At 52.5% G+C, this 24,883-nt stretch carries 28 protein-coding genes and 1 pseudogene; 11 read left to right on the top strand and 18 right to left on the bottom strand.

The window, feature by feature from the left end; translation table 11 throughout:
• Positions 1 to 127: 127 nt before the first annotated feature.
• Entirely contained in the window at positions 128 to 499 is a 372-nt protein-coding gene (locus AC3IUA_RS06300) for a hypothetical protein (protein ID WP_168758917.1), read from the top strand.
• Positions 500 to 501: 2 nt separating this feature from the next.
• Entirely contained in the window at positions 502 to 681 is a 180-nt protein-coding gene (locus AC3IUA_RS06295) for a DUF1289 domain-containing protein (protein WP_096511483.1), read from the top strand.
• Positions 682 to 897: 216 nt separating this feature from the next.
• Here AC3IUA_RS06295 and merB read toward each other — a convergent pair whose 3' ends face one another.
• From merB to merT, 8 genes are all read right to left on the bottom strand, one after another.
• Entirely contained in the window at positions 898 to 1,539 is a 642-nt protein-coding gene (merB, locus tag AC3IUA_RS06290) for an organomercurial lyase MerB (RefSeq protein ID WP_168758918.1), read from the bottom strand.
• A gap of 26 nt (positions 1,540 to 1,565) precedes the next feature.
• The gene (locus AC3IUA_RS06285; protein ID WP_168758821.1) at positions 1,566 to 1,793 is read right to left on the bottom strand and encodes a DUF3330 domain-containing protein; all 228 of its coding nucleotides are present in this window, start codon (positions 1,791 to 1,793) and stop codon (positions 1,566 to 1,568) included.
• 132 nt (positions 1,794 to 1,925) lie between these two features.
• The gene (gene merE, locus AC3IUA_RS06280) at positions 1,926 to 2,162 is read right to left on the bottom strand and encodes a broad-spectrum mercury transporter MerE (RefSeq protein ID WP_168758822.1); all 237 of its coding nucleotides are present in this window, start codon (positions 2,160 to 2,162) and stop codon (positions 1,926 to 1,928) included.
• The gene (gene merD, locus AC3IUA_RS06275; RefSeq protein ID WP_168758823.1) at positions 2,155 to 2,517 is read right to left on the bottom strand and encodes a mercuric resistance transcriptional repressor MerD; all 363 of its coding nucleotides are present in this window, start codon (positions 2,515 to 2,517) and stop codon (positions 2,155 to 2,157) included. The genes merE and merD overlap by 8 nt, the downstream gene beginning before the upstream one ends.
• A 226-nt stretch (positions 2,518 to 2,743) precedes the next feature.
• Complete coding sequence (merA, locus tag AC3IUA_RS06270; protein ID WP_168758825.1) at positions 2,744 to 4,426, bottom strand: mercury(II) reductase; 1,683 nt, start codon at positions 4,424 to 4,426, stop codon at positions 2,744 to 2,746.
• A gap of 33 nt (positions 4,427 to 4,459) precedes the next feature.
• Positions 4,460 to 4,894, bottom strand: coding sequence for an organomercurial transporter MerC (merC, locus tag AC3IUA_RS06265; RefSeq protein ID WP_168758826.1), 435 nt, complete (start codon positions 4,892 to 4,894; stop codon positions 4,460 to 4,462).
• Between the two features lie 12 nt (positions 4,895 to 4,906).
• Positions 4,907 to 5,185, bottom strand: a complete 279-nt coding sequence (merP, locus tag AC3IUA_RS06260; RefSeq protein WP_168758919.1) for a mercury resistance system periplasmic binding protein MerP — start codon at positions 5,183 to 5,185, stop codon at positions 4,907 to 4,909.
• A 13-nt stretch (positions 5,186 to 5,198) separates the two neighbouring features.
• Entirely contained in the window at positions 5,199 to 5,549 is a 351-nt protein-coding gene (merT, locus tag AC3IUA_RS06255) for a mercuric ion transporter MerT (protein ID WP_168758920.1), read from the bottom strand.
• A gap of 71 nt (positions 5,550 to 5,620) precedes the next feature.
• Between merT and merR the strand changes: the two genes are divergently transcribed.
• Positions 5,621 to 6,040, top strand: a complete 420-nt coding sequence (gene merR, locus AC3IUA_RS06250) for a mercury resistance transcriptional regulator MerR (protein WP_168758921.1) — start codon at positions 5,621 to 5,623, stop codon at positions 6,038 to 6,040.
• A 199-nt stretch (positions 6,041 to 6,239) separates the two neighbouring features.
• On the opposite strand, the gene AC3IUA_RS06245 is transcribed toward merR, so the two are convergent.
• Positions 6,240 to 6,446, bottom strand: coding sequence for a co-regulatory protein PtrA N-terminal domain-containing protein (locus tag AC3IUA_RS06245; protein WP_277352211.1), 207 nt, complete (start codon positions 6,444 to 6,446; stop codon positions 6,240 to 6,242).
• Between the two features lie 182 nt (positions 6,447 to 6,628).
• On the opposite strand from AC3IUA_RS06245, the gene AC3IUA_RS06240 reads away from it, so the two are divergent.
• The 3 genes from AC3IUA_RS06240 to AC3IUA_RS06230 all read left to right on the top strand — a co-directional run bounded on the left by AC3IUA_RS06240 (position 6,629) and on the right by AC3IUA_RS06230 (position 7,765).
• Positions 6,629 to 6,775 carry a hypothetical protein gene (locus AC3IUA_RS06240; RefSeq protein ID WP_168756985.1) on the top strand — a complete coding sequence of 49 codons (147 nt, stop codon included), beginning with the start codon at positions 6,629 to 6,631 and terminating at the stop codon, positions 6,773 to 6,775.
• A 261-nt stretch (positions 6,776 to 7,036) separates the two neighbouring features.
• Complete coding sequence (locus AC3IUA_RS06235; protein WP_168758922.1) at positions 7,037 to 7,219, top strand: hypothetical protein; 183 nt, start codon at positions 7,037 to 7,039, stop codon at positions 7,217 to 7,219.
• A gap of 78 nt (positions 7,220 to 7,297) precedes the next feature.
• Positions 7,298 to 7,765, top strand: a complete 468-nt coding sequence (locus AC3IUA_RS06230) for a DUF6130 family protein (protein ID WP_168758831.1) — start codon at positions 7,298 to 7,300, stop codon at positions 7,763 to 7,765.
• A 472-nt stretch (positions 7,766 to 8,237) separates the two neighbouring features.
• Here AC3IUA_RS06230 and AC3IUA_RS06225 read toward each other — a convergent pair whose 3' ends face one another.
• Positions 8,238 to 9,053 carry an inositol monophosphatase family protein gene (locus AC3IUA_RS06225; RefSeq protein ID WP_168758923.1) on the bottom strand — a complete coding sequence of 272 codons (816 nt, stop codon included), beginning with the start codon at positions 9,051 to 9,053 and terminating at the stop codon, positions 8,238 to 8,240.
• A gap of 143 nt (positions 9,054 to 9,196) precedes the next feature.
• Positions 9,197 to 9,646: an Xre family toxin-antitoxin system antitoxin gene (locus tag AC3IUA_RS06220; protein ID WP_168758924.1), complete on the bottom strand. Its 450-nt coding sequence runs from the start codon at positions 9,644 to 9,646 to the stop codon at positions 9,197 to 9,199.
• A gap of 1,358 nt (positions 9,647 to 11,004) precedes the next feature.
• Here AC3IUA_RS06220 and AC3IUA_RS06215 point away from each other — a divergent pair.
• Together AC3IUA_RS06215 and AC3IUA_RS06210 are read left to right on the top strand one after the other, a co-directional pair.
• Positions 11,005 to 11,166, top strand: a pseudogene (locus AC3IUA_RS06215) (hypothetical protein); the annotation flags it as partial.
• 87 nt (positions 11,167 to 11,253) lie between these two features.
• The gene (locus AC3IUA_RS06210) at positions 11,254 to 11,520 is read left to right on the top strand and encodes a hypothetical protein (protein ID WP_489362537.1); all 267 of its coding nucleotides are present in this window, start codon (positions 11,254 to 11,256) and stop codon (positions 11,518 to 11,520) included.
• A 587-nt stretch (positions 11,521 to 12,107) separates the two neighbouring features.
• On the opposite strand, the gene AC3IUA_RS06205 is transcribed toward AC3IUA_RS06210, so the two are convergent.
• The 4 genes from AC3IUA_RS06205 to AC3IUA_RS06190 are packed head-to-tail and all read right to left on the bottom strand — an operon-like array spanning position 12,108 to position 18,083.
• Positions 12,108 to 12,593 (bottom strand): hypothetical protein, encoded by a 486-nt coding sequence (locus tag AC3IUA_RS06205; RefSeq protein WP_168758925.1) that lies wholly within the window; start codon positions 12,591 to 12,593, stop codon positions 12,108 to 12,110.
• Positions 12,586 to 14,685 (bottom strand): site-specific integrase, encoded by a 2,100-nt coding sequence (locus AC3IUA_RS06200; RefSeq protein WP_168758926.1) that lies wholly within the window; start codon positions 14,683 to 14,685, stop codon positions 12,586 to 12,588. Before AC3IUA_RS06200 ends, AC3IUA_RS06205 begins: the two co-directional genes overlap by 8 nt.
• 8 nt (positions 14,686 to 14,693) lie before the next feature.
• The gene (locus tag AC3IUA_RS06195) at positions 14,694 to 16,712 is read right to left on the bottom strand and encodes a hypothetical protein (RefSeq protein WP_168758927.1); all 2,019 of its coding nucleotides are present in this window, start codon (positions 16,710 to 16,712) and stop codon (positions 14,694 to 14,696) included.
• Positions 16,713 to 16,718: 6 nt separating this feature from the next.
• Positions 16,719 to 18,083 carry a hypothetical protein gene (locus AC3IUA_RS06190; protein WP_489359624.1) on the bottom strand — a complete coding sequence of 455 codons (1,365 nt, stop codon included), beginning with the start codon at positions 18,081 to 18,083 and terminating at the stop codon, positions 16,719 to 16,721.
• A 755-nt stretch (positions 18,084 to 18,838) separates the two neighbouring features.
• Here AC3IUA_RS06190 and AC3IUA_RS06185 point away from each other — a divergent pair.
• The gene (locus AC3IUA_RS06185; RefSeq protein ID WP_489359623.1) at positions 18,839 to 19,591 is read left to right on the top strand and encodes a hypothetical protein; all 753 of its coding nucleotides are present in this window, start codon (positions 18,839 to 18,841) and stop codon (positions 19,589 to 19,591) included.
• Between the two features lie 164 nt (positions 19,592 to 19,755).
• Here the strand turns inward: AC3IUA_RS06185 and AC3IUA_RS06180 are convergent, their stop codons facing one another.
• Both AC3IUA_RS06180 and AC3IUA_RS06175 read right to left on the bottom strand, forming a co-directional pair.
• Positions 19,756 to 20,973 carry an argininosuccinate synthase gene (locus AC3IUA_RS06180; RefSeq protein ID WP_480413230.1) on the bottom strand — a complete coding sequence of 406 codons (1,218 nt, stop codon included), beginning with the start codon at positions 20,971 to 20,973 and terminating at the stop codon, positions 19,756 to 19,758.
• Between the two features lie 128 nt (positions 20,974 to 21,101).
• Complete coding sequence (locus tag AC3IUA_RS06175; protein ID WP_489359622.1) at positions 21,102 to 22,010, bottom strand: flagellar protein MotY; 909 nt, start codon at positions 22,008 to 22,010, stop codon at positions 21,102 to 21,104.
• 172 nt (positions 22,011 to 22,182) lie between these two features.
• Between AC3IUA_RS06175 and pyrC the strand changes: the two genes are divergently transcribed.
• On the top strand, positions 22,183 to 23,229 hold the full coding sequence (gene pyrC, locus AC3IUA_RS06170; protein ID WP_489359621.1) for a dihydroorotase: 1,047 nt from the start codon (positions 22,183 to 22,185) through the stop codon (positions 23,227 to 23,229).
• Positions 23,226 to 23,903 carry a ribonuclease T gene (gene rnt / locus AC3IUA_RS06165; protein WP_150643661.1) on the top strand — a complete coding sequence of 226 codons (678 nt, stop codon included), beginning with the start codon at positions 23,226 to 23,228 and terminating at the stop codon, positions 23,901 to 23,903. The genes pyrC and rnt overlap by 4 nt, the downstream gene beginning before the upstream one ends.
• Positions 23,904 to 23,978: 75 nt before the next feature.
• Here rnt and AC3IUA_RS06160 read toward each other — a convergent pair whose 3' ends face one another.
• Positions 23,979 to 24,581, bottom strand: coding sequence for a peroxiredoxin (locus AC3IUA_RS06160; RefSeq protein WP_489359620.1), 603 nt, complete (start codon positions 24,579 to 24,581; stop codon positions 23,979 to 23,981).
• Positions 24,582 to 24,883 lie beyond the last annotated feature (302 nt).

Raw genomic sequence — 24,883 nt, 5'->3', positions numbered from 1 at the left:
TCCTGCTAGGGCTACCAAGCAGGGTTAATTGTTGGCTGATTTCGTGAACAGGCTTGAGTCCTTTTGCGGCTTTCTCCCTACACACGGTGCAAAGTGCTTCCCTTTTTCCTCTCCAAAGGAGCCCGCTATGCCCTTGGGCAAACGTGAACTTGCTCGGATCGAGCGCCGTTTAGTTACAACGCTTACCGATGCCTGCGAGACCGCAAAAGGTGAAATCAAAGGTTTTACCTGGCTCACCCATACAGCTGACTTGAACGCCTTTGCTCAAACACTGAAGGTGACTTGGGTGTTCGAAACGTTGAGCGACAAAAAGCTCGCCCAGTCTAACGTGAAAGCGCGGATTTTCGAGCTGACAGCTATCGCGTTGATCGAGGCAAACATTGATGTTAAACCTTCAGATCACACTGTCCGGTTCGACTCTGAGGAGGAGTGCCAACGCACTCATGGTGGTGATTGGCAGAAGCGCCTTGCGCAGCCGCGCGTGATCCAGGGTGGTTGACGATGGCTAAAGAAATCGAAAACCCATGCATTTCGGTCTGCCAGTTGAGCGGCGATCTGTGTGTGAGTTGCGGGCGCAGCAAGGAAGACATCAGGAAGTGGAAACGCATGAAGCGGCCTGAAAAAATGGCTGCGGTGCAGAGGGCGAATGTGCGCTTGAAGGGACTAAAGAAAGCACACTGATAGTCACCTGTCCTAGATAAGCGCTTTGGGTCGTTTTCTGCCTCTCACGATGGGCAGAAAACGGCCAGAAGCGGACGGTTACCCAGGTGAAACGAGGCGGGGGAATTTTAGCGCGCACAGCAGTACGCAGCGGACTGTGTAATTGCATCGACGTGACCACCCATTTGCACTCCATTTAACTAGGCGCTTGCATCCGACCTGACCACGAGTAGGCATTCACGATGGGGCTGGTCCGGCAGGATCTAACAATTTGCAACCGATCGCGTGCCCCAGACGAAACGCTTCCTCAACACTAACAACAATCGCCGTCTCGCCGTGTTGCGACATCCATTTGTCGGCCACAGCGGCAGAGGCGAAAAAATGCACATGGCAGCAAAAGGAGCGGCGGATGTCGGACGATTCATCCGGCAGCAGCAGCGATACCACTGCTTCCGCAGGCTCAATATGACTGACTTGATCCGGTGTCACGATGAGCGACACTGGCGCTCCTGTCGCGGGGCAGCGCGAAAGCACGCGCGCCTCCTTGCCAATTATCATGGGGAACATCAAGGAATCCAGTGCACACCAGGTGTAGAGGCGTTGGCCATCGATTTCAAAAGCATGAGGCGTCTTGCGCAGCGTCAAGCCATAGCCGACGATGTTCCCCTCCTCGTCGTTCTCGGTGCCGGGTATCTGGTCAAGTGCCGCCGCGGTTCTTTCGGTAGACCAACTGAGCGCGGCTCCAAGCGTCTCTCGTGAAACTGGACTTCCCAAGGCAATCTGGCGAAGAAGAGCAACGAAGAGGTCCGCGAAATCATCAGTGCTATTCGCAGACGAGAGGCTTTCAACGATTTTGGTGATGTACAGCGTGGTTTCCATAGTTCCTGTCCCATTTCATTGCTGTTTTAGCCGTCGTGACGGGTACTGACCTTTGGTGTGCAAGGATGGCCAGGCTCGGATGCCGCGCTCTCATCCACGCGCGACTTGGAACGCTGAAAGCACTCCAGGCCAAAGAAGTGCACGACGTACTCGGTACCTTCTGGAATAAGCGCGGTGTCAAGGGAACCTTCCTTGCAACATTCGCAGCAATTGATGGTGGGGTGTGGTTTGCGTTCATGATGGGGTTCCTCCATCGTCCAAGAAAACCTAGTAACCCTTCCGCACCGGTGCACAGATCGACCTGGGGCTGGTACTGCAGCAAAAACTCCCGACGCTCCCGAGCCTGCCGCAATTCGGTAGCGGAGACCGCGCAGTGTCTGAGCTGGTCACCGCCGCTCCTGAAAGGCCCGCAGTGCCGCTCTCAGGAAAAGGATGAAGACAACCGCCAGTGCGAGCGCGGCAAGGCTCCAATGTTCGCTGACAAAGGCCCCGGCCGCAGTCCCTGAAAGCAGCAATGCCAACACCGGCAAATGACAGGGGCAAGTGAGCGCGGCGAGCACACCCCATGTGTAGGCGCGCCAGCGGGGCATTTTGATTGATTCGAATTGGTTGGTATTACGCATGGGTGTGACCTTCGACGGCGCGATGGGTCAGTCCGACCAACTCCGTTTTCACTGCGGCTAAAGCTGCCAGCCGTGTCGCGATTTGCCCAAGCAAGCGGTCGATACACCCGATCACATCGGTACTATCGTCTGCATCGAGCGCTCGACAGAGCCGTGTCAATTCGTCGAGTCCGATACCGGACTCGAAGGCGGCACGCACGAAGCACAGCCGCGCCAGGGACCGCTCATCGAAAATGCCGTAACCGCTTTCCGTGCGCCGCGCGGGATGCAGCAAGCCGCGCAGCACATAATCGCGGACTATATGGACACTGACGCCCGCGTCCTCGGCCAATTTGGATATGGAGTAGGAATTCATCACCGACACTCCCGGTCTTCAACGTAAACTGGGGCGCCCAGATATTTCCTTCCAGCCAAGCGCTCAGGTAGCCAGAGGAGCAACGGTGTAGCCCCCAGAGCCAGTAGCAGTCTGGACACGACGGCAGGCAGCCCCCAGATGCTGATCACCTGCCATGTCTTGCGTAGGCTGTCGCACCTACCGAGATCGTCTGCCGTGTTGCTCATGTTTCAACCTCCCTCTCTCATTACCCGGCGCAGCAGGACAATTGTTTGACGTCCTTGTTAAAGGTCTGTGCGGCGAGCTTCAGCCCCTCGACCATCGTCAGATAGGGGAACAACTGGTCAGCCAGTTCCTGCACGGTCATCCGGGCACGGATGGCGAGCACCGCCGTCTGGATCAGTTCGCCCGCTTCCGGGGCCACCGCCTGCACGCCCAGCAGCCGGCCGGAGCCCGCTTCGGCGACCAACTTGATGAAACCCCGCGTGTCGAAGTTGGCCAGCGCGCGCGGCACGTTGTCCAGGGTCAAGGTGCGGCTGTCGGTTTTGAGGCCGGCGTGCTGCGCCTCGGCTTCGCTGTAGCCGACGGTGGCCACTTGCGGATCGGTGAACACCACGGCCGGCATGACGTCGAGATTGAGCTTGGCCTCGCCGCCGGTCATGTTGATTGCCGCGCGGGTACCAGCCGCTGCCGCCACATAGACGAACTGCGGCTGGTCGGTGCAGTCGCCGGCCGCATAGATATCCGCTGCGCTGGTGCGCATGCCCTGGTCGATCTGGATGCCACCGCGCTCGTCCAGCTGCACGCCGGCCGCGTCCAGGTTCAGGCCCTGGGTATTGGGCGTGCGGCCGGTGGCGACGAGCAGTTGGTCGGCACGTAACTCACCATGGTTGGTGGCCAGTACGAACTCGCCGTTGGCGTGGGACACCTGGCTGGCTTGCGTTTGCTCCAGCACTTCGATGCCCTCCATACGGAAGGCCTCCGTCACCGCCGCGCCGATGGCCGGGTCTTCGTGGAAGAACATCGCACTGCGTGCCAGGATCGTGACCTCGCTACCCAGCCGGGCGAAGGCCTGCGCCAGTTCCACCGCCACTACGGAGGCGCCGATCACGGCGAGCCGCTTAGGGATTGTGTCGCTCGCCAGTGCCTGGTCCGAGGTCCAGTACGGCGTGTCTTTCAGCCCTGGAATCGGCGGAACGGCCGCGCTTGCGCCGGTGGCAACCAGGCAGCGGTCGAAGGCCACGATGCGCTCGCCACCCTCGGCCAGTTCCACGCTGAGCGTGTGGCCGTCCTGGAAACGGGCGGTGCCGCGCAGCACGCTGATGTCCGGCGTGCTCTCCAGGATGCTTTCGTACTTGGCGTGGCGCAGTTCGGCGACACGGTCTTGTTGCTGCACGAGCAGACGTTCGCGCAGGACGGTCGGCGTCATGGCAGAAAGCCCGGCGTCGAACGGGCTTTCGCGGCGCAGATGGGCCACATGCGCGGCGCGAATCATGATCTTGGAGGGCACGCAGCCCACGTTGACGCAGGTGCCGCCGATGATGCCGCGCTCGATCAGCGTGACGCGCGCACCGCCTTCCACCGCCTTGAGCGCGGCCGCCATGGCGGCGCCACCGCTGCCGATGACCGCAACGTGCAGTCTGTCACCCTCTTTCCCGGCGTCAGTGCCACCGCTCAGCCAGCTCCGAGCCTTGTCGAGCAGGCCGTGACGGACTGGTGTTGTGGCGTCTTCGAACGTCGCTCGATACCCCAGGGCCTCGACGGCGGCCTGCATTTGCTCTCGGCTTACGCCCTTGTCGGCCTTCAATTCAGCCTGCCCGCTGGCGTAGGCAACATCCGCCTGATGCACGCCCGGAATCTTCTCCAAGGCATCTTTCACATGCTCGACGCAGGAGGCACAGGTCATGCCAATGATTTTTAGTTTGGTCATAGCGATATTCCTCAGATGGATCTCTTGTCGGGATTATTTTTTCTGCGGAGTCGGACAGGAATCCGGCCCGCAATGGCGGTTGGCGGGCGACACAAAATCCCATATCGACAAACCAAACATGAGGGCCAGGCCGATATAAAGCAGCCAGCCGCTCCGCCAGCCGTAAGCCCGCATAAAAAATACCGCTGCCAGCACCAGGGTAGGACCGATCAGGCCGAGCGCAGTCCGTTTCCACTGCCGATGATTGAGCCAGCCAAGGGCGTTAACGAGCAGAGCCAGTCCAGCAAACAGGGGCAGCAGCGTGGTGATGAACAGGCCTTCCCACTGGCTCAAAAAGCCCAGACCGATTGCGGCCCCCAGACTAGCAAGGGCGGGAAAGCACATGGCGCAGCCTATTGCAGAAATCAGCACGCCGACGGAACCAGCTTTGTCACCGATCCGAGTGAACAGATTGAGAGGATTTGCCATCAGAATGGCCTCCTATTGATAGATGTTGGACGGATAGCCAGCGTCCTCGGTCGCCTTTTTCAGCGCCAGGGCATTGGTCTTGGTATCGTCGAAGGTGACGATGGCCTCGCGGTTCTCGAAACTCACCTCAGCCTTGGTCACGCCATCGACCTTGGTCAACGCCTTCTTCACCGTAATCGGGCAGGCAGGACAGGTCATGCCCGGCACCGCCAGAGTGATGGTTTGCATGGCCGCCCAGACAGGTGTGGCGACGAGAGTGGCGAGGGCTAAGGATGCAAGCAGTTTTCTCATGGTTTACTCCTGATCAGTAGAACAAGGGAAGGATGTAGGGGAAGCCGAGTGCGACCAGCACCAAGGCCGTTACCACCCAGAACAGCAGTTTGTAGGTGGTGCGTACCTGAGGGATCGCGCAGGTTTCGCCCGGCTTACAAGCGTGTTGCGGTCGAAAAACTCGCCGGTAGGCAAAAAACAGCGCGATCAACGCCCCGCCGATAAAGATCGGGCGGTAAGGTTCCAGCACGGTCAGGTTGCCGATCCAGGCCCCGCTGAATCCCAGTGCGATCAGTACCAATGGCCCAAGACAGCAAGTTGAGGCGAGAATCGCTGCAAGCACCCCAGCGACAAGAGGGGCGCGCCCGTTTGATGGTTCAGACATGCATTTCTCCTTTCGAGGATTTGGTTGATGGTTTAACGTTACTTCCGTAGTCGTGTACGGAATCAAGCGAAATGAAAAACAATTTTGAAAGACTGACCATCGGCGCTTTCGCCAAGGCGGCCGGGGTCAACGTGGAAACCATCCGGTTCTATCAACGCAAGGAGCTGTTGCCCGAACCGGACAAGCCCTACGGCAGCATTCGCCGCTACGGCGAGGCGGATGTTGCACGGGTGAAATTCGTCAAATCCGCGCAAAGGCTGGGCTTTAGCCTCGAAGAAGTGGCGGGGCTATTGAGGCTGGATGACGGCGCTCACTGCGATGACGCGCGTGTGCTCGCCGAGCAGAAGCTTGGGGATGTGCGCGGGAAACTTGCGGATTTGAAGCGGATCGAGTCAGTTTTGGAGCAACTGGTTCAGGACTGTTGTGCGAGCCACGGGACTGTTTCCTGTCCGCTGATCCTTTCACTGCATAGCAACAAAGAGCCGCGCTGACCTACGATCAGCAGTTTCGTAAGGCGCCCCTGTTGGTCGGCTGGGGGCTTAAAAAAAAGCGGCGCTCAATGAGCGCCGCTGAATGGCCGAAGGAGCACTTGCGAGGCCACAGATGGGTAACTGACATCTACGCTCGCGCCTTATCAGGACGGCTCACGCTGAGTCTGGTTGAGTGGAGCGTGCGGCGGTCGTTCATGTCCTACCCTGCAGGTGAACAGGCGGGCTGCTCTTCGACACGGCTAGCCGCCGTGCCCCCTCGTTGCTCAATCTTCACCACCAAGGCCGCCTCCGCCTTGTCGTGCATAGAGGCGGCCCGCTCAATCGAACGATCGCTCCCGCCCTCGGCCCATATCGTGGATGACAACAGAGTCGAACCAACTATCAGCAGTAGTCTTAGGTATTTCATAACAGCCTCCTCTCGGGTTTTATTTCCACGAGTGGACTCTATTTCCGTAGTTAAGTACGGAATCAAGGAAGGGATGGGGTTGAAGAGAACCTAGATTATGGCGCTGAGAGAAGATGGTAGGGCTTAAGTGCACTTACTGGTCCGTTGCTTCACAACCCCCAACGAGCAAGGGAGTAAGTCAGATGATTCCTATACGCAAGTGGCTATCGAAACTCACCCTGGTGACGACCTTGGTCATGGCGATCTCGGCAATTGTCGGGGCAGCCGAAAAATCCAACATTCTTGCGATCTTCGGTGGTGACATTGGCCAAACCAACATCAACGCCTAAGTGTCTGATCCGAAGCAGGATCGGAACCGAGCGCTTCTAGCGGGAAGCAGACCTGCGTTGACAGTCGCTTCTGGCCTTGTGCTGCCTATCGCGACCGGCTGCAATGGTTAATAGCAGCCATTCAAGATCGCCCATGAACCCACAAATATTTCTCGCCGCTGCTAGGCTTATCATTCGTGTCGAGAAGGGATCGCGTCCCACATCCTAGTGTTTCGTCTGCACTCGAAGTCGAACTGAAACGGAGTACGGAGGAATTCAGGAATGCTGCTCAAAATCGAGAAAGCGAGCGCCGCTGAAGGCTGGGTTGTTTGGATGGACACCTGGTGCGTCAAATTTCGCAGTCATGCAGAGGCCGAGGCGTTTTTGAATAGACTCAACGAGCGCATCAATGCATCCCATTTCATACCTGTCAGTGTAGAGAGGCTTGTACTAGAACTGCCTTAATCTGGTTACAAGCGAGAAATAGTAAGCGCACTGCCACTGCCGATCGAAATAATCGAAACCACGCGGGAGGAAAACTCCATGTCCCTCGCTCTCAGAAATCTGTTTGCCTTTGCCTTGGGCTTTTTTTGCATAGCAGCATTCGGTCAAGGAGAAGCAGACAGCAATCACCCACCGGCAATACTCCCATTGGAATCTGAGACGCTGCCAAAACTCTCTGCCTTTCCGCCGCTTGCCGAGCCGCTCGCCCGGGGTGTTGTCATTATCCAGTATCGAACAGAGCACGCCAGGATCATGCCGGTATTCGGCAAAGCAGCTGCTGAAGTATCACCACGTCTCGGTCACCTTCACGTGACCGTCGACGACTGGAAAGGTACATGGGCGCACACCAGTGAAGACCCGATTATCTTGGTTGGGCTGACGCCTGGCACTCACAAGGTTCTTCTTGAAGTGGCCGACCCGACTCACAAAATCCTGACCAGTACGATAGTGAGTTTTATTGTTCCGGAGAAAAAACCAACGGATGATGGTCACGCCGCAAAACCATAGCTGTTGAGACTTCATAGCCCGGATTTCGTAGACACATTGCTGATTATCGCCTGCAGCGACTGGCCGCAATGGGTCGTTTTCTGCCCGTTACCACAGACAGCTTTTGGCCGTTCTCTGCTGCTAATGACTCCACGAATCTTGCTGGTCAAACATGGAGCATATGACTGATCAGGTTAAGGCAAGCGGGGCCATACCCGTGCAATTACCCAACTGTGATCTGAAAATGGTCGAAAGCAACACTCTCATGCTCTGAGGATTTAATTCAAAGCATCTGGTCAAGTCCCATGCAAACAGTTGGTCAGGTCCGATGCAAATAGGTGGTCACATGCAACGCAAACGGGTGGTCAAGTAGGGTGCAATTTCGCAGTTTGTACATACCCAGCAAGGCGAACCAGTAGAGGTCACGTTCACAGGCGTCGAATCTGGTCCGGAAGCATTCTAATATTGATTCGCGTATTTGTTATTCGTGGCGTTAGGTATAGAGCACCCGATCCCATTCACGCGCGGCCAATTCGTAACATGCGGAAGGTGATCCACCAAAGCAGCGTTTCGACACATTCGCCATATTGGCCTCTGACGAATAGCGGATGGTGACTCCATTTTCATCCAGCAACACACCTCCTGCACCTCTCAACAGTGCATGGCCAGCTACAACGTCATGGGCTGAGACCGGGTAGAGCGAGATACCGCATACACCATCGTCGGCGGCAACTCTTGCCAACCTGTATGCGATTGATGGCATTGCATGAAAACGCCCTGGCGCGCACAGATCACGATTGAGCTCCGGTTTATTCACCGCCGCGGCACTGACCATTATTGTGCTGCCGCTCGAAAGCTGCTTATCAGCAAGACGCACATTTACTGATTGGCCGTTGCGAATCAAATGGGGAATTCCCTCCGCCCAACCGATACAGTCAGCAAGCCCCTCAGGAGTTATAGGTGCACAGACAACCCCCAGTACCGGGATCGATTCACACAGTAGCCCGACCGATATAGCAGACCCCTTCAAACCCTTCAAAAAATCGCTTGTGCCATCGTTTGGGTCTACAACCCAACACCAAGCATGCCCTGTGAATAAGCGCTCCGTCTCTTCACCCCAGAAATCACAACTTAGCAAGTTGAGAAGTTCAGGCCTCAAAATATTTTCAATTTCCACATCAACCACGGCTTTATCACCCTGCCCGCGAGGTCCTTCCGCACGACTCCACTCCTCGGAAAGCAAGACGCCTGCACGCTCGACGATATCGGTGACTTGAGCGAGAAGCTTTGAAAGATTTGGAATAGCCATAACGGTCCATGGATGAAAATCATTGATTACGTGAATGCATCAGCCCATCTGCTCACAAAGTACTTGAATAGCAGCGGGATGACAGCCATGTCTAACCAGGACCCTCGTGGATCCGAACCCTGAGCCTTTGACGTCTTGACCACTCAAAACGCCAATCCCTCTGCAAGCTCAATGAGCAACTCTTCAATCAAGCGAGTGCCTTGGCAGGTAGAAAGCAGCGCAATGGGGGGAGTGCCCGCAAAACGCTGTTTCGGTTTGCACAGCCAACGCTGGGCTTTTTCTTTGTCCCCAAACACCGTCTCGGCCATGGCCGTCACATGCGCAAGTCGAAACAATCGATCACTCTCGCCCACGGTAAAGCGCTGTCCGCGAGCTAATCGGCGACGGACAGTGCTCATCGGAATTACCTGGCTGAGCGCATCAGCGCTGAAGATACTCTGCTCGCACCAGTTATTTACCCTCGTAGACGCAAACCCAGCCGCGATGATTTCATGAATCTCTTGATCTGCAGCGTCGGATGGAATGCGCAACGACGCTTCCAGTCGTAGCCGGTAAGCGCGATAAGCCGGTGCGCTCATAATTTCAGCGAACATGGGTTGCCGCTACCCGCTAGCAGTCCAACCGGTTCGAACTCCTTACCGAGCGACAGGGCAACATCCAAGAATCGCGAGGCCCGCGACGTGCGCCGTTCGAGTCGGCAGCGAGCCTGCGCCCTGAGGGGCGCTGCGTTCTGCCACTTGAGCGTTTTGACTTTGCGTTTACCTTTCATAACGATTCCTGCGATACGTTAGTTATATCCACAGACGGAGCGCCACCATTTCATTCGGAGAATGGTAGTGGCCACCCTGCGATTCGTTCCTTGTGTCAGTCCTCCCCCTCAACTCCACACGACGAGGCGCGATGGTCGCGTATGCCTCAGTCGCCAATCGCTGCTGTGTTTTTTCTTGAGGCCGCAGCCGGATCGTCGTCGGAGGCACCGCGTCGACCGGTGGCGCACCAGCGCTTTGTACCCTGCATACGTTTTACCTGTAACGGAGTGGACCGCACTTCTTCCACCTTTGACTTAGGCGTTCCAGTTCGCCGATGGTCCATGAAACGGCGATTAGGTTAATCACGGTTTTGAGCCAACACCGAATTTGTCGACGTGTTGACGCAAGACTAATCCACCTTCAAATCAGAACAAATCCAGTAAACTTCGGGTTCGCGAGGCGTCAGGCTGCGTCAGTGATATCTTGGCAATTGGATCAGTTAGGCGCGGACGCCGACATGCCGCTCTCTGCCGGTGATGACAAGCCGCGTCACGGAACGGCCGCATAAAGGAACAGCTCGCTTTCATTCAGCACACGGCTGGAGACTTGAGGAGTGTGAGCATGGAGACGATGTTCCGAATACCAGACATGGCGAGTTTTTTTTCGGCGGAGATCGAGTTCCCCAAGCTTGTAGGTACCTGTCGCTGTCCTGTAGACCACCGCTGATTCGTCAGCTTCGGTACCTCTAAAGCAGACAATCTGAATTACGTCCTCCAAGCTCCAAAATTCCCGACCGTTCACACTGGGTGGACAAAGCATTTGTACGCCTTCGATGAGGACATCCCTGGCAAAACTCAGATAGTTCTGGAGCTCATAGGTGCAACGGACTATAGCAGCACGGTCTCGTTTGCCCGTTTGGATTGAGGTGATGGTTATCAGAAAGCAGAAGCCTTCCACTTCACAGTGCGACCTTGCATGAACTGCGCGGCTCCTGGGGTCAAGCACGTAAATCACTAGTTGCTCCATTGCGAATAAGCAGGCTCCGCCTGATGCGGCCTGGGTTTTGGTCAGTTGCCACTGCAGGGCTTGGTTACCGCAGCATCAGAAGGACCTGCGATCTATGAAGGTGGTGCAACGCTAGGGGAACGATATCAACACCCCGTATATACATGTTATAGCCCCGCGATGTGGGGTGTCAAAGCATGGCCTCATTGTCTCTTTTGCGGCTGTACGGAAGAGCAATGGGATATCTGGAGGCTCTTGGGCAAACTCTGAGAGAAATTCGAGTAGACGCCGGACTTAGACGGGAGGACTGTTCGAGGGCGCTGAGTCGCGAATACCTCGCCAGCGTAGAGCGGGGCCGTCAAAGCATTTCGATCGCAAAGTTTTGGTCCTTATGCGAATGCCTGGGAGTTACGCCGAGCATCGTGCTTTTCACCGTAGAGGCCCGCTTGGCATCGTTGAGTTTAGGGGAGTACCAGGCAAGACAAAGCAGCGAGCTCGATGAATATCTCAAGGCTGGAAAGTTACGCAGCGAAATTGGTGCGGGAGCTATTCAAGGGGTGCGAGGAAAGCGTGCTGAGAACAATCGCATCGCCATTCAGAAACTCCAATCCGAAGGGCTTAGCAAAATAGAGATATCTCGTAAGCTCGGTGTTGGAACAACGACTGTGGACCGACATTGGCGCAAAGCGAACGTTGACCCTGATGCAGACTGAAATATCCCCTTCAACTCCGCACACTTCGCCGGCGGATCAGCTTCAGGACTATGTCACCGTCAAGATCTCGATTGTCAGTTCGTCATCAAGGACCAAGCCAAGCTCGTAAGCAGTTCTGGTGGTAGATCGAAGATTATGTCGCCACTTTCATCTGTGGAGTCATGGCATTTGGCTGCCAGCTCTGAGTTTCACTGATGATCTAACTCCGCATTACGGGGACACGTCAAAATGCTCGCAATTTTTCATGATGCCGATCACGGTAAGAGGTCGCGACAGGCCGATTTCTATCTATAACCAACCGAGGCCTCAGGTAGATAGGGGTATGACCGGTTAGAAAAATGCCCGTAGACAGCGAGGGCAAACTAGGAGTAACGCATGATAACTTTGAGATATCTTTTGAGCTCGGAGCTTTCTTTGTCTGTTGCAGAATTGATATTCATGCGTAACAAGCACATGCAAAAAGGCCGCCCATTTGCTAGCGCTTTGTTTGCCAAAGTTGCGTCGCGTGCGGCTGTGAGATTAGCCACATTAGTGGCTCAACTACAAGTAAACACAACGAGATGCAATGTACTGAACGGTTCACGCTTCTATTTAATTGGAAAAATAATTTTGACCTTTTGAGACTTTAGACTTTCCATAAGCGCATCAAGCTTGCATTGCAACGCAACATTTTTTTCGAGGATCTTATCATAATCAGAACGTAACGCTTGGAGATCAAGTTCGGTCACATGATGACTTTCCGAAAGTGCTAGAAACTTGCTCTTCCATTGAGCCGCTAATTCTGTTTTAGATTTCCGTTGAGAATTATAGTTTTTCTTCGGCAGGAACTGATCCAACCACGCGTCAACATGAGAGTTTAGCTCGCGCTGCTTATCGGAAAATATCGTCGTCTTTCCAATACCGGCTCTTCTGCATACCTCATTTTTAGATATTTTACCTCCATTATAAGGGTAAACCCCCCCATTCAATTGAATCTCCTCACGCATATCATCAAGCATATTTTTAACTTTTGTAAAAATAAGTTGAGTACGTGCAGATCCGTTTCGAATAGCAGCCTGCTTATAATTATTCATAACCGCCCTCAAGAGCCAATTTAAGCGCACAATAATCAGGGTCGTCGAGCAGTGTCTTTTCAATGTCGGGAAACCTTGAAGCCTCAGTGCTAATTTGTCCAACGATGCACTCTAACAACAGTAGATTGTTTTCTGACCTAGCTCTTATACCGTCGCCCATCAAAACTTCCAACACCTTCGCCGTGTCACGCCTCAGTGTACGATCCTCGATACGATTTACACAGTCTGAACCGCATACGCAAGGCATAAAATCCTTCAAAGGCTTAGTACATATCACCCCAGGGCGTATCAATCGATATCCCTCGCCATTTAAGCTGAGTAAACTGCCTAACTCATATGCCGTATTAACACCCCAAGTTTTATCTGACTGTAGTAGGAGACTCTCACGCGCTTTAACAGCTGAGAGTACTCCCGGCATTGCACCTCCACCATACCCCCCATACTTTTCAAAAGGAGAGCGTTCAGTAGTTAAATTGTCATGCACTCGCTCAACAATATCCCTACAGCGCATGATACGCATCTCTCGAGAAATCTGTGATATTTCAGCTTGCAAAGTTTTGTCAGTTAAAATGTAAGATAAAGTCATACCAACATCCTTGTGACCGAACAACTGCATTAGCACCCTAGGACTTTCTGTTATGGCTAGCGCTGCGAGTCTAGCAATTGTCTTACGAAACCGATGCGAATGGACTCTAACTCCTTCTGGCTTGGACGTTACACCCAAACGGACACATAGGTACATCAATGCGTTATTGAGATCGATTAGTTGGTCACCTACCCTTCCCCCTTTACCCCTAGCGTCAAGTCTTATCCACAAAGGCGGATTATCCCTATGGCTACTCTCCCGTCCCCTTTGATCAGCTAAACTCTCACATAAGTCCGCCAGTTCGGTTTGTTGTTTTAAAACGTCAATAATAAGTGGTGGAACAACCCAATCACGGTTTTCGCCAGCGAAAAACTTACTTAGCTTATAAGTTTTGCCATTGATGGTGAGTGGCCCCTCAGAGGACTCTACGAAACATTTCCTAGGTATAGATAGAATTTCTTGACTTCTACCCGCAACAGCAAGCATTACAAGCCATAAATGCGCTCCCTGCAAAGCAGCGCAAGCAGCCTTAAACTGAACAAAGTCTTTGGGAGGCCAATACCCCCAAGATAAGTATTCAGTCATTTTACCGTTTATTCGGGCCGGACCAACGTACAATGAGTAATCCAATACGTCCGCCCCTTCACGCTCCTTAAATTCACAAAAATAATTTGCTGTAAACTTTTGTACTAAAGTTGGAAATAGTGAGGCATCGCTATCCTTCGCGATCTGTACAAGCTCGTTCCCGAGATCTATAATTTTCGGCCCAATCGTTTTAACTAGCCTTAAAACCTTGGGACCTATTTCAGACATAAACCAATCAGGTAGTGGTAACCATGGTTCACGAACCCGTTCCTTTTGTGGTTCAACTTTATCACCACGAGGGTTAAATTCTGTTTCAACCGAAGCGTCACAGAAGATATCTGACAACAAACCCATTTCATGGAATTTTTTCATCCTTGCCAGCTCTGCGCTTATGGACCGATGGTTGTTTTTAAGCTTCTGAACATCATCAGTTGTCAATATTAAGAACAAGCTAATGGGTGAAGTTTCGGCCACTAGCTTACACTTAATTGCAGTTGCTATTAGGCGAGCAATATGATCCCTAAGTGTTTTTGAGATGGTTGTAATATCAAGGCAACCACTTACAAACCTTAAGGAAGATGGACCAATACGTAATAGCAGCGCATATCTGGCTAACCAAAGCTCAGACTGATCAAGCAACTCGAAAAATAGAGGAGTTTGTAAATACGCCCCCATCTTAGATTGTATTTCGTATCGAAAATTGACAGCTTCAAGGGACGGAGTAATATTCCTGCCCGTTAGCTCTGGGCCGGTTCTCCAAATGCCATATACCGAGCCATGCCCGAGTGCCTCTTGACATTTAATGACTGTCGCTTTATCAAAATACTGTATTTTATCAACACTATATTCGCTCAAAACTTTAGCTTTTGAATGCCCAATAAATTCATTATCGCTAAATCCCTGATATTTAACAGAGCGCATATTCACCCCTATAACCCAGGTACTATGTGTTGTCCTGCGGCAATCTTTTCTTGCCAGTAATTACGTGAACTCAAAACATCGGCAACGTTAAATATAGACAAAGCGAGTTCAACATTTTCCATTTCGATGTCAAAATTTGAAGTTGACCAAGCCTCATACGGAATCGTTAGTTTTATAGCTACTAATTCCTCTGCACGCATCGCGATCCCATGCAAAGACTCAGGTAATATTATTGCGTTTTCTGGACATATAAGACATCTTTGCGAACTACACCTTGATTTGCCTACGGTCTGAGTACTAATTGGCGGAGACTTAGGATCTTTACATGCAACACTCAATCGACTACGCTCTAAACTTCGAAACTGTTTGAGAATTTCAACTTCCGCCTCAGGAACTGCACCAAACCTATTCTGATACGCCAAAAGCGTAGTGTCGATACGCCCTTCGCTTAGTTGAACGAAAAAAGTATTCAAAAACGACAGAAGCTGAGCATCCCTTTCGACATTTGAAATATTATTATCGATATATCTCTGGGTTGTTGATAATCTTTTATGAACCAACGCCCTCATCACGGGCAGAATATTCCCACCACTACTTTCCCAAACATACTGCGCAAACATGTCGCGAAAATCGCTAGCCACGACTCGAGGTATGGAGTCGTGGCCGCCCAATAACAGCTCCGTATTTATTTTCGGTATTAACACATCCAAATAATTGACTTTAGACTTAGCAAGAGCGCTCATTGCCGTAGTAGAATTTCTGGAAGGCCAAGATATCGCACCCAATTTATTAACATATAACCATACAGAACGGGTGCCTTCGGTCAATTTCTGTACTAATTCGTATTGATCTTTGAGGTCAACCGAACTGTGAGCTTGCTTAGACATCACCATACTGGTTAACTTTTTCTCAGCTGAAATCAAGGATAATTTCAACTGATCTCGAAGAGGCCGGGTTTGGCCAATGACTTTCTTTATCACAGCACCGGGCCCAAAGCTCGTCTTCCAGAGACCGATCACAGGCATCGCTTTTTCATTGGATCGAACTTTATGACCAACAAGCACATATCTATTAGGATCAGAAGGATGATCATAAAGCCAATCACTTTCTTTACTGGAATCTAAACTGTTTAAAACACTCACATTCCACCCCGTTGTTGCAAGACACATGTGAAATGCCGTTAATATATCCCAATGATTGGGAAAATTTAGCTCCCACAATTTGCGCATGTGGAGACCGTCGGAAACCCGGTTATCCCTAATTAGCCAAGGCAGTACACTTTGAACATGAGGTGAGTCGGGCACATAATCCCCTGTGAGTCGTTGTGCTTGGCTCATAAAAACGAATGCGGCGAGTCCATCAGCCTGGGCAGGAGTGGTAGGTCGAAACCCATCAAGTTTAACCTGATCTTGATCAGCCCAACGTACTTCAACTTTTGCCCACTCTTGTTTCAAAGCTATTCGCAGCAGAAAAATCTTCTTTTCATCAGGCAAAGATCTAACGACATCTTTTTCAGGAGGTGTATCCCAATATAGCTTAGCCCGGCCAGAAGCTTCTAAAGTATTATTCACAACTCTCAAAAACCAACGGAAAGTATCAGGGCTTAACGTACGATATGCGGCATCATAATGAACTACATTCAGTTCACTGATATCTCGCAATGGCCTGATTGGCTCATCTGAAGATATCGACAGCAAGGCCTCCACCGTGTCGAATATCCGATACCAGGATCTCAGGCACATCAGTGCGGAATCTACCGAAAACGAGCTGTAATCTTTCATAACCTTCTTAATCGAAGGTGCAAGCTGAAGGATCAACTCAGGCCGCCCCAAAAATGAACCTGATGACTTTCTTTTGCCTATATAACCTTCTTTAAACTCGGTGAGATCAACAAATGTTTGCCTAGTTTCATGGCAAGTCCAGAATGTCAGCTCAGTTTCTGAATTGATAATACTTGAAATCGTTGAGACTCTGCTAAGTAATATTTCGTCGCTTTCTTCCTGTTTCTTTAAATATTCCCGGACCATGAACTGCTAGCCCTCAGTAATTTCATCAATCCAATTTAATTGAAAATTTACATTTGAACCAATTCGGTCTGATAGCCACTGCAGATAAATAACAGTAGTATCTGATGAGCGGTGCCGTAGTTGAGGTTGGATTTCCAACTGAATACAAGTTTCAGCACTCATAACTACAGCCCTCCGAATTTCATCCACGCTGTCAGTTCCTAACGCCTTTTCCAGCAACAACCTTTGCTGCTCAAGCCGTTCCCACAGCACGGTACAGGCCCAATAATCTCTGCATCGATGAGGGCTCCATCCCTTGGGTGGGTCTGCCAATCTCCAAAGTTCATAAATATTATCCGCAGTGTAGCGGCGACCACTGATTGGATTTAAAAAAAGATGCACGCATTCATTGCGAATTTTGATTTGTTCTCTAGCGCTGCGGCCTTCAAACACTCGTATACTCAACGCTTTCAACCTAAGCGTGCGCCGGTAATCATGCAATCTCAATGCGAGCTTATAGGGAACTCTTATGGTCCCAACCGGGCCAATTTTGTCGCCATGATCAATACCAAAATCAGGTCCTTTTGTTCCATACTTAATCTCTACTAAAACAGTTTTGAGCTCGTCTGATACATGTGGATTTGCGATTACCCAATCATCTATTTTAATTGGTATAGTATCAACCCTGAAACAAGCTGCCTCATTGAGGCGAATCGCGGTTTCCATCATAAGGTCAACTATCAATGCTTCAACCGCCCCTCTCACCGCCCTTGTCTCAACACGTTTGTACCAAGCAGCTAGCATACTCTGAGGCGGGAATGTAATCATTCGCTTGCTCGGCGTTGCTCTTGTTACACCGCTCTTACCCGCTCGCCCTGCGGATTCACCTCCAGATCGAAGCTCAGAGTTTATGACAAGCCTAGCCTCTTCATATCTCAGCTTTTTATGAGTTAGCCACTCAAAATACTCCATTGCGGTATCTGCACGAACATTAACCGTAGCCACTGACAATCGTTTACCCTTAACGGCCCAAGCGCCGCCAGACATATCTGATTTATAATCTATAATGATGTCTATTTCGGACGGACAGGTCGCAGGGTCCCTGCCATTAACATCGCACCACTCAAGAAAGTTGGCTAACCGATTAGCATAGTTCTTAACCGATATTGCCGATAATAAAAATACTCTGCCTTTCTTTCGACATTTTAATGGCTTCCAAACCCCTAACCCGCGTTCTTGAAGAAATTGACTTCCCGCCCGGTGAAAGCCTGGCCTACTATCGAATATGCAAGGGATATCTGACACTTTTCCATAGCCAGAATCTCGAAGGATATTTGGGTCCGTATAAACAACCTGGAACGAATAACCCATAATCTCACGCTCCATTTGCATCAATTCACTCTAGCGGGCAGAAGCAGAATCGCAACCTAAAAATAGCGCCAATCGACAAACGGATATGATGATCATCCACGATCAGCACTTTATTCATGGGCAGTCCAATTTTCGCTGTTCGAATTTTTAGAGTCAGCACAATAGCCTAGTCATTTCCCCCTTGGCATCGTGCCCCCCCCGCTCATCAGCACCCAGAGACCATCCCTACAAACAACACGGATTAGGCCTACAAAAAAACACTATAAAAGGATGTGTATTCAAGCTGAATCGACAGGCGGGCTACCTTTGGTCAACGTTCTTTTCCCACGGAACATTCACCCTGGAATAACCCCGCCCCTACCTGGTGGATTGTCGAGCGCTTTTTACCCAGCAATTGTTCACAGCAATTTACCTTGCAATGTATTACCTGTAAGAAACACAGTGAAATAATTGATTACCCACTAACAACCTGCCGAATTCATCGCCCTTACCGCTAAAGCAATAGCGGCCATTACATACCCTCTCCACACTACGCACAGTACCAGGCAGAAAACGACTACAAAAGATCCAGAACACTCTTATGATTCAGCGCACCGCCAGGTTGCAACCTGGTTACTCCGCCCTTCAAAAAAATTCCGACAGTGCTTTTCCGAGTCTAGAATCATTAAAAACACCCATATCATCTGTCCGTCGTCATCTGATCAGGTGCAATTCACTCAACAAATTCACAACAACGGCGCCAAGGATATAAACGCACTACGTCAAGGTAAAAATCAATGAATAGACGCCCCAAAAAGATAACCAACCCAATGACCATCATTGCGATTTTCGCTGCCATAACAGAAGCCTCGGCAGCCGTATCGCTACCGTTCCTTGACAACGACGACCGGGATATCTACATCTGGTTTCTAATCAGTTTCCCGTTCTGCCTGATACTGCTGTTTTTTGTCACGCTAAACTTCAACTACAAAGCACTGTATTCGCCTTCCGACTTCGGAAAAGCAAAGCACTTCCTGAAAATCATCCACGAAGCCGTACTTATGAAAGAAGCCAAGGGTGCGCCTCCCGCCCCTGAACATCAAAACCATGAGAACCTTGCCCAGGAGAAAAACTCGCGCCCACCTGAAAAAATACGAAAATGCCAGCCGCAGAGCTTTATTCGCCTTTCACCGATGCGCTACGCTGCACCCTGCAACGCACAGGCGCCACCGGTAATCATTAATCTATTTACGAATAAAACCGTACAGGACAGCGTTCAGCTACAGCATAGACTGCACCACCTGCACATCATCGACACTCGACGAATCGAGACAAAAAGAGGCTTGGAGATTTTAGTTAACGAAATAGATGAAACACTCGACAACCAGCCTGACACACATGACCTTATTGTTTTTCTTGCCAACCAGAAATCGGTAAAACTTATAAACCAAAACGAACTTGACCAACTGAGCAATGGTAAATTAAAGCGACATTATTACATCATTTACAACCTGAGTACGCTGACCCTGACACTGCCAACCACTGCATAGCTGATACCTACGAAACAACAAACCTGTGTGAGCAGCGTCAGAAAAATCAACACGTATGTCGATCAAACATTCACACCGAATACGACAATGAGCACTCGATACTTCAAACAAAAAAAATGGCCCTGCTTTTATGCAGGGCCATTTCTTGAGTCGCATTCAATCAATCAGAACAGTTTCCGACCTTTGTTTGCGGCAATACGCATGCGTAACGCATTGAGCTTGATGAAGCCAGCCGCATCCGCCTGATTATAAGCGCCGCCATCTTCTTCAAACGTCGCAATGTTTGCATCGAACAATGACTCATCGGACTTGCGGCCGGTGACAATGACATTGCCTTTGTACAGTTTCAGACGAACCACGCCGTTCACGTGCGCCTGAGAAGCGTCGATCATCTGCTGCAACATCAGACGCTCAGGGCTCCACCAGTAACCGGTGTAGATCAGGCTGGCGTATTTAGGCATCAGCTCGTCTTTGAGGTGAGCCACTTCGCGGTCCAGGGTGATCGACTCGATTGCCCGGTGAGCACGCAGCATGATGGTGCCGCCTGGGGTTTCGTAGCAGCCGCGAGACTTCATGCCGACGTAACGGTTCTCAACGATATCCAGACGACCGATGCCGTTTTCGCCACCAATGCGGTTCAGCGTCGCCAGCACTGTGGCTGGAGTCATCTCAACGCCGTCCAGCGCAACGATATCGCCATTGCGATAGGTCAGTTCCAGATAAGTTGCAACGTTTGGCGCGTCTTCCGGCGACTTGGTCCAACGCCACATGTCCTCTTCGTGCTCGGTCCAGGTGTCTTCCAGCACGCCGCCTTCATAGGAGATGTGCAGCAGGTTGGCATCCATCGAGTACGGGGACTTCTTCTTGCCGTGGCGCTCGATCGGAATATTGTGCTTTTCAGCGTAATCCATCAGCTTTTCACGGGAGAGCAGGTCCCATTCGCGCCACGGAGCGATCACTTTCACCCCTGGCTTCAATGCATAAGCGCCCAGCTCGAAACGGACCTGGTCGTTGCCTTTGCCGGTTGCACCATGGGAAATGGCATCGGCGCCGGTTTCGTTGGCGATTTCGATCAAACGCTTGGCGATCAACGGGCGAGCGATGGAGGTACCCAGCAGGTACTCACCTTCGTAAACGGTGTTGGCGCGGAACATCGGGAAAACGAAGTCGCGTACGAATTCTTCACGCAAATCGTCTATGTAGATTTCTTTGACGCCCATGGCTTGTGCCTTGGCGCGTGCAGGTTCGACTTCTTCGCCCTGACCCAGGTCAGCGGTGAAGGTCACCACTTCACAGTTATAAGTATCCTGCAGCCACTTGAGGATCACCGAAGTGTCCAGGCCGCCGGAATATGCCAAAACGACCTTGTTTACGTCCGCCATGCCATCACTCCACGGGGTTTTCGGAAAGCCGCCAAGTCTACCGTTCAAACAGTATAATTTACAGAGGCGCGACAGCTTATGACGACGAAGCGACAGATTATGTCGAGTGCGCGACCACTACAGCCGTTTCAGGAAGTCGCCGCGCTATTGCTCGCCGAACTGACCTGCGGCGCCGGCTTTTCGCTGGGCGCCACACGCTCCAGATGAACATTGACCCGGCGGTTCTTCGCCCTGTTGGAGGAATTGATATTGGGCGCCAATGGGTAGCGCTCGCCATGGAAACGCAAGGTGATCTGCGCTTCGGGGACGCCGTTGGCTTTGAAGAATTCCATGACTGCCAAGGCCCTGCGTCGCGACAGATCGCGATTGGTCAGGCGGTTACCGCTGTTGTCCGAGTGGCCGTCGAGCTGAATATGATTGACCGTCGGATCAGCCTTGAGGAACTCCAGCACGCTCTGCAACCTGGCCTTGGCCTGCGCATCCAGTTCGATACCTCCGCCAGGAAACCCCACCCGGGCTTGTTTCACTTGCTCGAAGTTCATCGGCAACAGCTTGGCGGTGCAGGCTTGATAGTCGCCATAGGCCTTGCTGAATCTGACCGGTAACAAACGGACCTCAGAGACACCGCCATCACGGGAATAATGGCGTATCAACGGGCTTCGACCGTCCAGCAAACCACTGAACAGTCGGCCGGCCTGAGCCTGGGAACTGTTGAACAGTACATCGCCGCTGCCGGCTTGCACCGCCCCCAGATTGATGTCCCCCCGCCCCGGCTGCCAAGGCGCAGCCGCCGCCAACAGGGTGGCCGAACCGCCGCCGAGTGAGTTGTTATAAGCCTTCAAGCGAAAAGTCGCCTGCTCACCGGCGCGCCGCACGAACTCCCCCGAACCGAAATCGGTGATGGGCTGGATCAGACGGCACTCGAATTTGTCACCTTCGACCGTCCACTCGATGCTCTCCAGACGTGTCTGGTAAGTCAGAGCCATCGCGGGCAGGCAGGCAAACACACTGAGCAAGGCTAAATAACGCTGGCGCACGGGGGGCTCCACTGGCTTCTACACAAAAGACCGACACACATGTTTGCGGCATGACACTTGTTTATCGAATACCCAAGGGATATCGGCTGCTTGCTGCAAAACTTGATAGCGAGTGCCTGAGAGAGTCTTTTCCGGTAGCATTCGCCTCAGTTTGACCCGCCTGGAATTCCCTATGTCCGACCGCCTGACCCTGCTGCGTCCCGACGACTGGCATATACATCTTCGCGATGGTGCCGTGCTACCCAATACTGTTGCGGATGTTGCGCGCACCTTTGGCCGCGCCATCATCATGCCCAACCTGGTACCACCGGTGCGCAATGCCGCTGAAGCCGACGCCTACCGTCAGCGTATCCTCGCTGCACGTCCGGCCGGCAGCCATTTCGAACCGCTGATGGTGCTGTACCTGACCGATCGCACTACCGCTGCAGAGATTCGCGAGGCCAAGGCCAGTGGATTCGTGCATGCCGCCAAGCTCTATCCGGCCGGAGCCACCACCAACTCGGACTCCGGTGTCACCAGCATCGACAAGATCTTCCCGGCACTTGCGGCCATGGCCGAAGTCGGCTTGCCCTTGCTGATTCACGGGGAAGTCACCCGTGGCGATGTCGATGTCTTCGACCGTGAAAAGCTGTTCATCGACGAACACCTGCGTCGGGTGGTGGAACACTTCCCGGCACTCAAGGTGGTGTTCGAACACATCACCACCCGTGAAGCGGTGCAGTTCGTCAATGAGGCCCCGGCCAACGTTGGCGCGACCATCACTGCGCACCACCTGCTGTACAATCGCAACCACATGCTGGTTGGCGGGATTCGTCCGCACTTCTATTGCTTGCCGATTCTCAAACGCAATATTCACCAGGAAGCACTGCTCGACGCCGCCACCAGCGGCAGCGAGAAGTTTTTCCTTGGCACCGATTCGGCCCCGCACGCCCAACACGCCAAAGAAGCGGCCTGTGGCTGTGCGGGTTGCTACACCGCTTATGCGGCGATCGAGATGTATGCCGAAGCCTTCGAACAGCGCAATGCGCTGGATAAACTCGAAGGCTTTGCCAGCCTGCATGGCCCGCGCTTCTATGGCCTGCCGGTAAACACCGATCGCATTACCCTGGTTCGCGAAGAGTGGACCGCCCCTACCAGCCTGCCCTTCGGCGAGCTGTCTGTAATCCCGCTGCGCGCCGGTGAAAAACTGCGCTGGCGTCTGCTGGAGAAACACTCGTGAGTGAAGACCATTTCGACGACGAACAAGACGGCCAAAACGGTGGTGGCGGTTCGCGCCATCCGATGGCAGCCCGGTTTCGTGGTTACCTGCCGGTAGTCGTCGATGTTGAAACCGGTGGTTTCAACTGTGCCACCGATGCCTTGCTGGAAATTGCCGCCGTCACCATCGGCATGGACGAAAAAGGCTTTGTGTACCCTGAACACACCTATTTTTTCCGGGTCGAGCCTTTCGAAGGCGCGAACATCGAAGCGGCAGCCCTGGAGTTCACCGGGATCAAGCTCGATCATCCGCTGCGCATGGCAGTCAGCGAAGAGACGGCCCTGACCGATATCTTCCGCGGTGTACGCAAGGCTCTGAAAGCCAACGGCTGCAAACGGGCGATTCTGGTGGGGCATAACAGCAGCTTCGACCTGGGCTTCCTCAACGCCGCTGTCGCGCGCCTGGACATGAAGCGCAATCCGTTTCACCCGTTCTCGAGCTTCGACACCGCTACCCTGGCTGGCCTGGCTTACGGTCAAACCGTGCTGGCCAAGGCCTGCCAGACGGCCGATATCGATTTTGACGGCCGTGAGGCCCACTCGGCGCGCTACGACACCGAGAAGACTGCCGAGCTGTTCTGCGGCATCGTCAATCGCTGGAAACAAATGGGTGGCTGGGAAGATTTCCACGACTGATCAGGTCACCTGAAGCAATCGCGCCCATAAAAAAACCGGCCTCAACGGCCGGTTTTTTTATGCCTGACGCGTGGCTTACAGCTTGCCAGCGTTTTCAGTCAGGTAAGCTGCGACGCCTTCGGTCGAAGCAGTCATGCCTTTGTCGCCTTTTTTCCAGTTTGCAGGGCAAACTTCGCCGTGCTCTTCGTGGAATTGCAGAGCGTCGACCAGACGGACCAGCTCTTCCATGTTACGGCCCAGCGGCAGGTCGTTGACGATCTGCGAGCGGACAACGCCTTTGTCGTCGATCAGGAACGCGCCACGGAATGCCACGCCGCCTTCGGACTCAATGTCATAGGCCTTGACGATTTCGTGCTTGATGTCGGCAGCCATGGTGTATTGAACCTGGCCGATGCCGCCATTGTTCACTGGAGTGTTGCGCCATGCGTTGTGGGTGAAGTGCGAGTCGATCGACACCGCGACCACTTCAACGTTGCGTGCCTTGAAGTCAGCCATGCGATTGTCCAGAGCGATCAGCTCGGACGGGCAAACGAAGGTGAAGTCCAGTGGGTAGAAGAACACCAGGCCGTATTTGCCTTTGATGGCCGAGGACAGGGTGTAGCTGTCTACGATCTCGCCATTGCCGAGTACGGCCGATACGGTGAAGTCTGGGGCTTGTTTGCCTACGAGTACGCTCATTGAATATCTCCAGGGGTAATAACGTGAAGAACAGGGTTCGCACCAGCCTGCCACCCTCAGGCGACAGCCCTGTGACACGAACCCGCTTCGCAAGGACCGGCCATCATACACCGCGTTTTTGACTTGGTCCTTAGCGGTTTTTTCGAGGCTGGTAAAAAGGCCGCACTCTATTTTCCTCACAGTTTGAAGGGAAAACCGTTCGTCAGTCACCTGCCCTTCTAACCCCAGGCTTCCCGAAACCACTTTGACAATAATTCTCGTTAACATTAAGATCCATCGCAAATGAGCCACAACCAGCGACG

The sequence above is a fragment of the Pseudomonas sp. KH_050 genome, assembly GCF_057838875.1.
Note: the sequence above shows the minus strand (reverse complement) of the source record. Positions and strands in the feature narration are given on the sequence as shown.